At 61.2% G+C, this 4,822-nt stretch carries 5 protein-coding genes; 4 read left to right on the top strand and 1 reads right to left on the bottom strand.

The features are described from left to right. Nucleotides 1-130: 130 nt before the first annotated feature. Complete coding sequence (locus QMX86_RS27325; RefSeq protein WP_016771198.1) at nucleotides 131-445, bottom strand: hypothetical protein; 315 nt, start codon at nucleotides 443-445, stop codon at nucleotides 131-133. A gap of 49 nt (nucleotides 446-494) precedes the next feature. Here QMX86_RS27325 and QMX86_RS27320 point away from each other — a divergent pair, with 49 nt between their 5' ends. From QMX86_RS27320 to QMX86_RS27305, 4 genes are all read left to right on the top strand, one after another. Next, nucleotides 495-1,418, top strand: coding sequence for a LysR family transcriptional regulator (locus QMX86_RS27320; protein ID WP_016771199.1), 924 nt, complete (start codon nucleotides 495-497; stop codon nucleotides 1,416-1,418). A gap of 14 nt (nucleotides 1,419-1,432) precedes the next feature. Further along, nucleotides 1,433-2,236, top strand: a complete 804-nt coding sequence (locus QMX86_RS27315) for an alpha/beta hydrolase (protein WP_282387548.1) — start codon at nucleotides 1,433-1,435, stop codon at nucleotides 2,234-2,236. Nucleotides 2,237-2,239: 3 nt separating this feature from the next. Continuing rightward, nucleotides 2,240-2,803, top strand: coding sequence for a peptidylprolyl isomerase (locus tag QMX86_RS27310; RefSeq protein ID WP_041478824.1), 564 nt, complete (start codon nucleotides 2,240-2,242; stop codon nucleotides 2,801-2,803). An 88-nt stretch (nucleotides 2,804-2,891) separates the two neighbouring features. Next, complete coding sequence (locus QMX86_RS27305) at nucleotides 2,892-4,724, top strand: ABC transporter ATP-binding protein (RefSeq protein ID WP_110601979.1); 1,833 nt, start codon at nucleotides 2,892-2,894, stop codon at nucleotides 4,722-4,724. Nucleotides 4,725-4,822 lie beyond the last annotated feature (98 nt).

Raw genomic sequence — 4,822 nt, 5'->3', positions numbered from 1 at the left:
AAATTCGTTAATAAGCTAGACCCATATCCCCTGTGGGAGCGAGCCTGCTCGCGAAAGCGGAATGTCAGTCACATCATCTCTGGATGACACTCCGTCTTCGCGAGCAGGCTCGCTCCACAGGGAAATAGCGTTATTTCGGGGTGCAGGTCAGTTTGATGCGCAGCTTGATGATCTCGCGGGTGAACTTGGCCGTGGCGTTTTTATGCTTGCCGGCCGGCACATCGATGCTGCGCGTGCGTGGTGCTTCCGGGCCGTTGCTGAACACCGCACGGCAGGTCGCATCGACATCACCGTAGTTGGCCACGCGGATCGAGCCGATGTCGTTGTCCGTGTCGTAAGTCTCGTAGTCGATCTTCATGCCGTTGAGATCCTTTTGCACGTCGATCGGATAGGCAAACGCGGTCAACGGCAGCAGCGCCAGCACCACACAACAGAATTTTTTCATTCGGCAGTCTCCATGAGGGACGGCCAGCTTAGGACAAGAGGAGCTATTGATGAAAGCGCCCCGCGTGACCCTTGATCAATGGCGAACGTTGCAGGCCGTGGTCGACCACGGCGGATTCGCCCAGGCCGCCGAGGCCCTGCACCGTTCGCAATCGTCGGTGAGCTACACCGTCGCCCGCATGCAGGATCAGCTCGGCGTGCCATTGCTGCGCATCGACGGGCGAAAAGCTGTGCTCACCGAAGCCGGCGGCGTATTGCTGCGCCGTTCGCGGCAATTGGTCAAACAGGCCAGCCAACTCGAAGACCTTGCCCATCACATGGAGCAAGGCTGGGAAGCGGAAGTGCGGCTGGTGGTCGACGCCGCCTACCCGAGCGCGCGGATCGTCCGCGCCCTGACCGCGTTCATGCCGCAGAGTCGCGGCTGTCGCGTGCGTCTGCGCGAGGAAGTGTTGTCGGGGGTCGAGGAAGTGCTGCTCGAAGGCGTGGCGGACCTGGCAATCACCGGACTGAGCATTCCCGGCTACCTGGGTGCGGAATTGAGTGATGTCGAGTTCGTCGCCGTTGCCCATCCTGATCATCCGCTGCATCGGCTCAACCGCGAGCTGAGCTTTCAGGATCTGGAAACCCAGATGCAAGTGGTGATCCGCGACTCCGGCCGCCAGCAGCCGCGCGATGTCGGCTGGCTCGGCGCCGAGCAGCGCTGGACCGTCGGCAGCCTCGCCACCGCCGCGACCTTTGTCAGCAGCGGCCTGGGATTTGCCTGGCTACCTCGGCACATGATCGACCGCGAATTGAAGGATGGTTCGCTCAAGCTGCTACCGTTGGATCGGGGCGGCAGCCGCAATTCGAGCTTCTATCTGTATTCGAACAAGGACAAACCCCTGGGCCCGGCCACGCAGATCCTCATCGAACTGCTGCGCACCTTCGACACCTTGCCGCTGGACGCACCGTTTGCCGCACCTGAACAAGCCTGACACGGAGTTCACCGATGGCGTATTTCGAGCACGAAGGTTGCAACCTGCACTACGAGGAATATGGCCACGGTGCGCCGTTGCTGCTGGTTCACGGGCTCGGCTCGAGCACCCTGGACTGGGAAATGCAGATCCCCGCGCTGGCCGCGCACTACCGGGTAATCGTCCCGGACATTCGCGGCCACGGGCACTCGGACAAACCCCGCGAGCGCTACAGCATCGCCGGGTTCAGCGTCGACCTGCTGGCCTTGATCGAGCACCTGCGCCTCGGCCCGGTGCACTATGTCGGGCTGTCGATGGGCGGGATGATCGGTTTTCAGCTGGCTGTCGATCAGCCGCAAGCGCTCAAGAGCCTGACCATCGTCAATAGCGCGCCACAGGTCAAATTGCGCAGCCGCGATGATTATTGGCAGTGGTTCAAACGCTGGAGCCTGATGCGCCTGCTCAGCCTGGAAACCATCGGCAAAGCCCTCGGCAGCAAACTTTTCCCCAAGCCGGAACAGGCCGATCTGCGACGGAAAATGGCCGAACGCTGGGCAAAAAACGACAAACGTGCTTATCTCGCCAGCTTCGATGCGATCGTGGGCTGGGGCGTTCAGGAACGACTTTCCCGGGTGTCCTGTCCAACGCTCGTCATCAGCGCCGACCGTGACTACACACCGGTGGCGTTAAAGGAAACCTATGTAAAACTGCTGCCGGATGCGCGGCTGGTGGTCATTGACGACTCGCGCCATGCCACCCCGCTCGATCAACCCGAACGCTTCAATCACACGCTGCTGGATTTTCTCGCCACAGCCGACCTTCACTCTCAGGATCACTGACCCATGCTGAAAAAACTCGCCCTCGCCGCCGGCTCCGTACTGTTTGCCGCCAACCTGATGGCTGCTACCCCGGCCAAGGCGCCCCACGTGCTGCTGGACACCACCAACGGCCAGATCGAAATCGAACTGGACCCGGTCAAGGCACCGATCAGCACGAAGAACTTCCTTGAATATGTCGACAGCGGCTTCTACAACAACACCATTTTCCACCGCGTGATCCCGGGTTTCATGGCTCAGGGCGGCGGCTTCACCCAGCAGATGCAACAGAAAGAAACCAAGGCGCCGATCAAGAACGAGGCCAGCAATGGCCTGCACAACGTTCGTGGCACCCTGTCGATGGCGCGTACTTCCAACCCTGATTCGGCGACCAGCCAGTTCTTCATCAACGTCGCCGACAACGCGTTCCTCGATCCGGGCCGTGACGCCGGTTACGCGGTGTTCGCCAAAGTGGTCAAGGGCATGGACGTCGTGGACATCATCGTCAACTCGCAGACCACCACCAAAAGCGGCATGCAAAACGTGCCTGTCGACCCTGTGATCATCAAGTCGGCCAAGCGCATCGACTGAGTTTCGCCGGGCATATCGAGCGGCGCCGGGCTGAGCCTGCGCCGCTCGCACTGATAAAAGGAGAGCCCGGATTCCGGGCGGTTATCTGATGCTCTATCGCCGTTTCGAACAACTGATCGATATCTTCCGCGACGCCCCGACGGCGTCCCCGCCGGACCGCGTCTGGCCCTTCTACGTCTATTACCTGAAGCAGGTCTGGCCGAGTTTCGCTGCCCTGCTTGTTATCGGCCTGTTTGCCTCGTTGATCGAAGTAGCGTTGTTCAGCTACCTGAGCCGCATCATCGACCTGGCGCAAGGCACGCCCAACCCGAATTTCTTCAGCGACCACGCCCTCGAATTGACCTGGATGCTGGTGGTCGCGCTGGTGCTGCGACCGATCTTCTTTGCCCTGCACGACCTGCTGGTGCATCAGACCCTGAGCCCGGGCATGACCAGCATGATCCGCTGGCAGAACCACAGCTACGTGCTCAAGCAGAGCCTGAATTTCTTCCAGAACGACTTCGCCGGGCGCATCGCCCAGCGCATCATGCAGACCGGCAACTCGCTGCGCGATTCCGCCGTGCAAGCGGTCGACGCGCTGTGGCACGTGGTGATCTATGCGATCAGCTCGCTGGTGCTGTTCGCCGAAGCCGACTGGCGCCTGATGATCCCGTTGCTGACCTGGATCGTTGCCTACATCGGCGCGCTGTATTACTTCGTGCCACGGGTGAAAGAGCGCTCGGTGGAAGCCTCTGACGCGCGCTCGAAACTGATGGGGCGCATCGTCGATGGCTACACCAACATCGCCACGCTGAAACTGTTCGCCCACACCAATTTCGAACAGCACTACGCCAAGGAAGCGATCGAGGAACAGACCGTCAAAGCGCAGATGGCCGGTCGCGTGGTGACCAGCATGGACGTGGCGATCACTACCATGAACGGCCTGCTGATCGTCGGCACCACGGCGCTGGCGTTGTGGCTGTGGACGCAGTCGCTGATTACCGTCGGCGCGATTGCCCTGGCCACCGGCCTGGTGATTCGTATCGTCAACATGTCCGGCTGGATCATGTGGGTGGTCACCGGCATTTTCGAAAACATCGGCATGGTTCAGGACGGTCTGCGCACCATTTCGCAACCGGTCAGCGTCACCGACCGCGAGCAGGCCAAACCGCTGGCCGTGGCCTCGGGCGAAGTGCGTTTCGAGCACGTGGATTTTCACTACGGCAAGAAGAAAGGCATCATCGGCGACCTCAATCTGACGATAAAACCGGGGGAAAAAATCGGCTTGATCGGCCCGTCCGGCGCCGGCAAATCGACCCTGGTCAACCTGTTGCTGCGCCTGTACGACGTCGAGGGCGGGCGCATCCTGATCGACGGGCAGAACATCGCCGACGTCGGCCAGGAAAGCCTGCGCGCGCGGATCGGCATGATCACCCAGGACACCTCGCTGCTGCACCGCTCGATCCGCGACAACTTGCTCTACGGCAAACCCGACGCCACCGACGCCGAACTGTGGGAGGCGGTGCACAAGGCTCGCGCCGATGAGTTCATTCCACTGCTGTCCGACGCTGAAGGCCGCAGCGGTTTCGATGCGCATGTCGGCGAGCGCGGGGTGAAATTGTCGGGCGGTCAGCGCCAGCGCATCGCGATTGCGCGGGTGCTGCTCAAGGACGCGCCGATCCTGATCATGGACGAAGCGACCTCGGCACTGGATTCGGAAGTCGAAGCAGCGATTCAGGAAAGCCTCGAGACCTTGATGCAGGGCAAAACAGTGATCGCCATCGCCCACCGCCTCTCGACCATCGCGCGCATGGACCGTCTGGTGGTGCTGGAAAACGGCAAGATCGCCGAGAGCGGCACCCACGCCGAACTGCTCGCCCATCGTGGCTTGTATGCACGGTTGTGGGCACACCAGACCGGAGGGTTTGTCGGTATCGATTGATGCCTGGCGGTGCGGTGAAAAAACTGAGGGAGCGAGCCTGCTCGCGAATGCGATGGATCAGCGCCAAATTCGTCAACTGACCCGACGCTTTCGCGCGC

Origin of the sequence: Pseudomonas sp. PS01270, from assembly GCF_029959775.1 — a bacterium.
Lineage (GTDB): Bacteria > Pseudomonadota > Gammaproteobacteria > Pseudomonadales > Pseudomonadaceae > Aquipseudomonas > Aquipseudomonas atacamensis.
Note: the sequence above shows the minus strand (reverse complement) of the source record. Positions and strands in the feature narration are given on the sequence as shown.

What these genes read in the sequence shown, in the direction of transcription:
- QMX86_RS27310 (WP_041478824.1), top strand. Translation starts at nt 2,240, where the DNA reads ATGCTGAAAAAACTCGCCCTCGCCGCCGGCTCCGTACTGTTTGCCGCC.
- QMX86_RS27325 (WP_016771198.1), bottom strand. Translation starts at nt 445, where the DNA reads ATGAAAAAATTCTGTTGTGTGGTGCTGGCGCTGCTGCCGTTGACCGCG.
- QMX86_RS27305 (WP_110601979.1), top strand. Translation starts at nt 2,892, where the DNA reads ATGCTCTATCGCCGTTTCGAACAACTGATCGATATCTTCCGCGACGCC.
- QMX86_RS27315 (WP_282387548.1), top strand. Translation starts at nt 1,433, where the DNA reads ATGGCGTATTTCGAGCACGAAGGTTGCAACCTGCACTACGAGGAATAT.
- QMX86_RS27320 (WP_016771199.1), top strand. Translation starts at nt 495, where the DNA reads ATGAAAGCGCCCCGCGTGACCCTTGATCAATGGCGAACGTTGCAGGCC.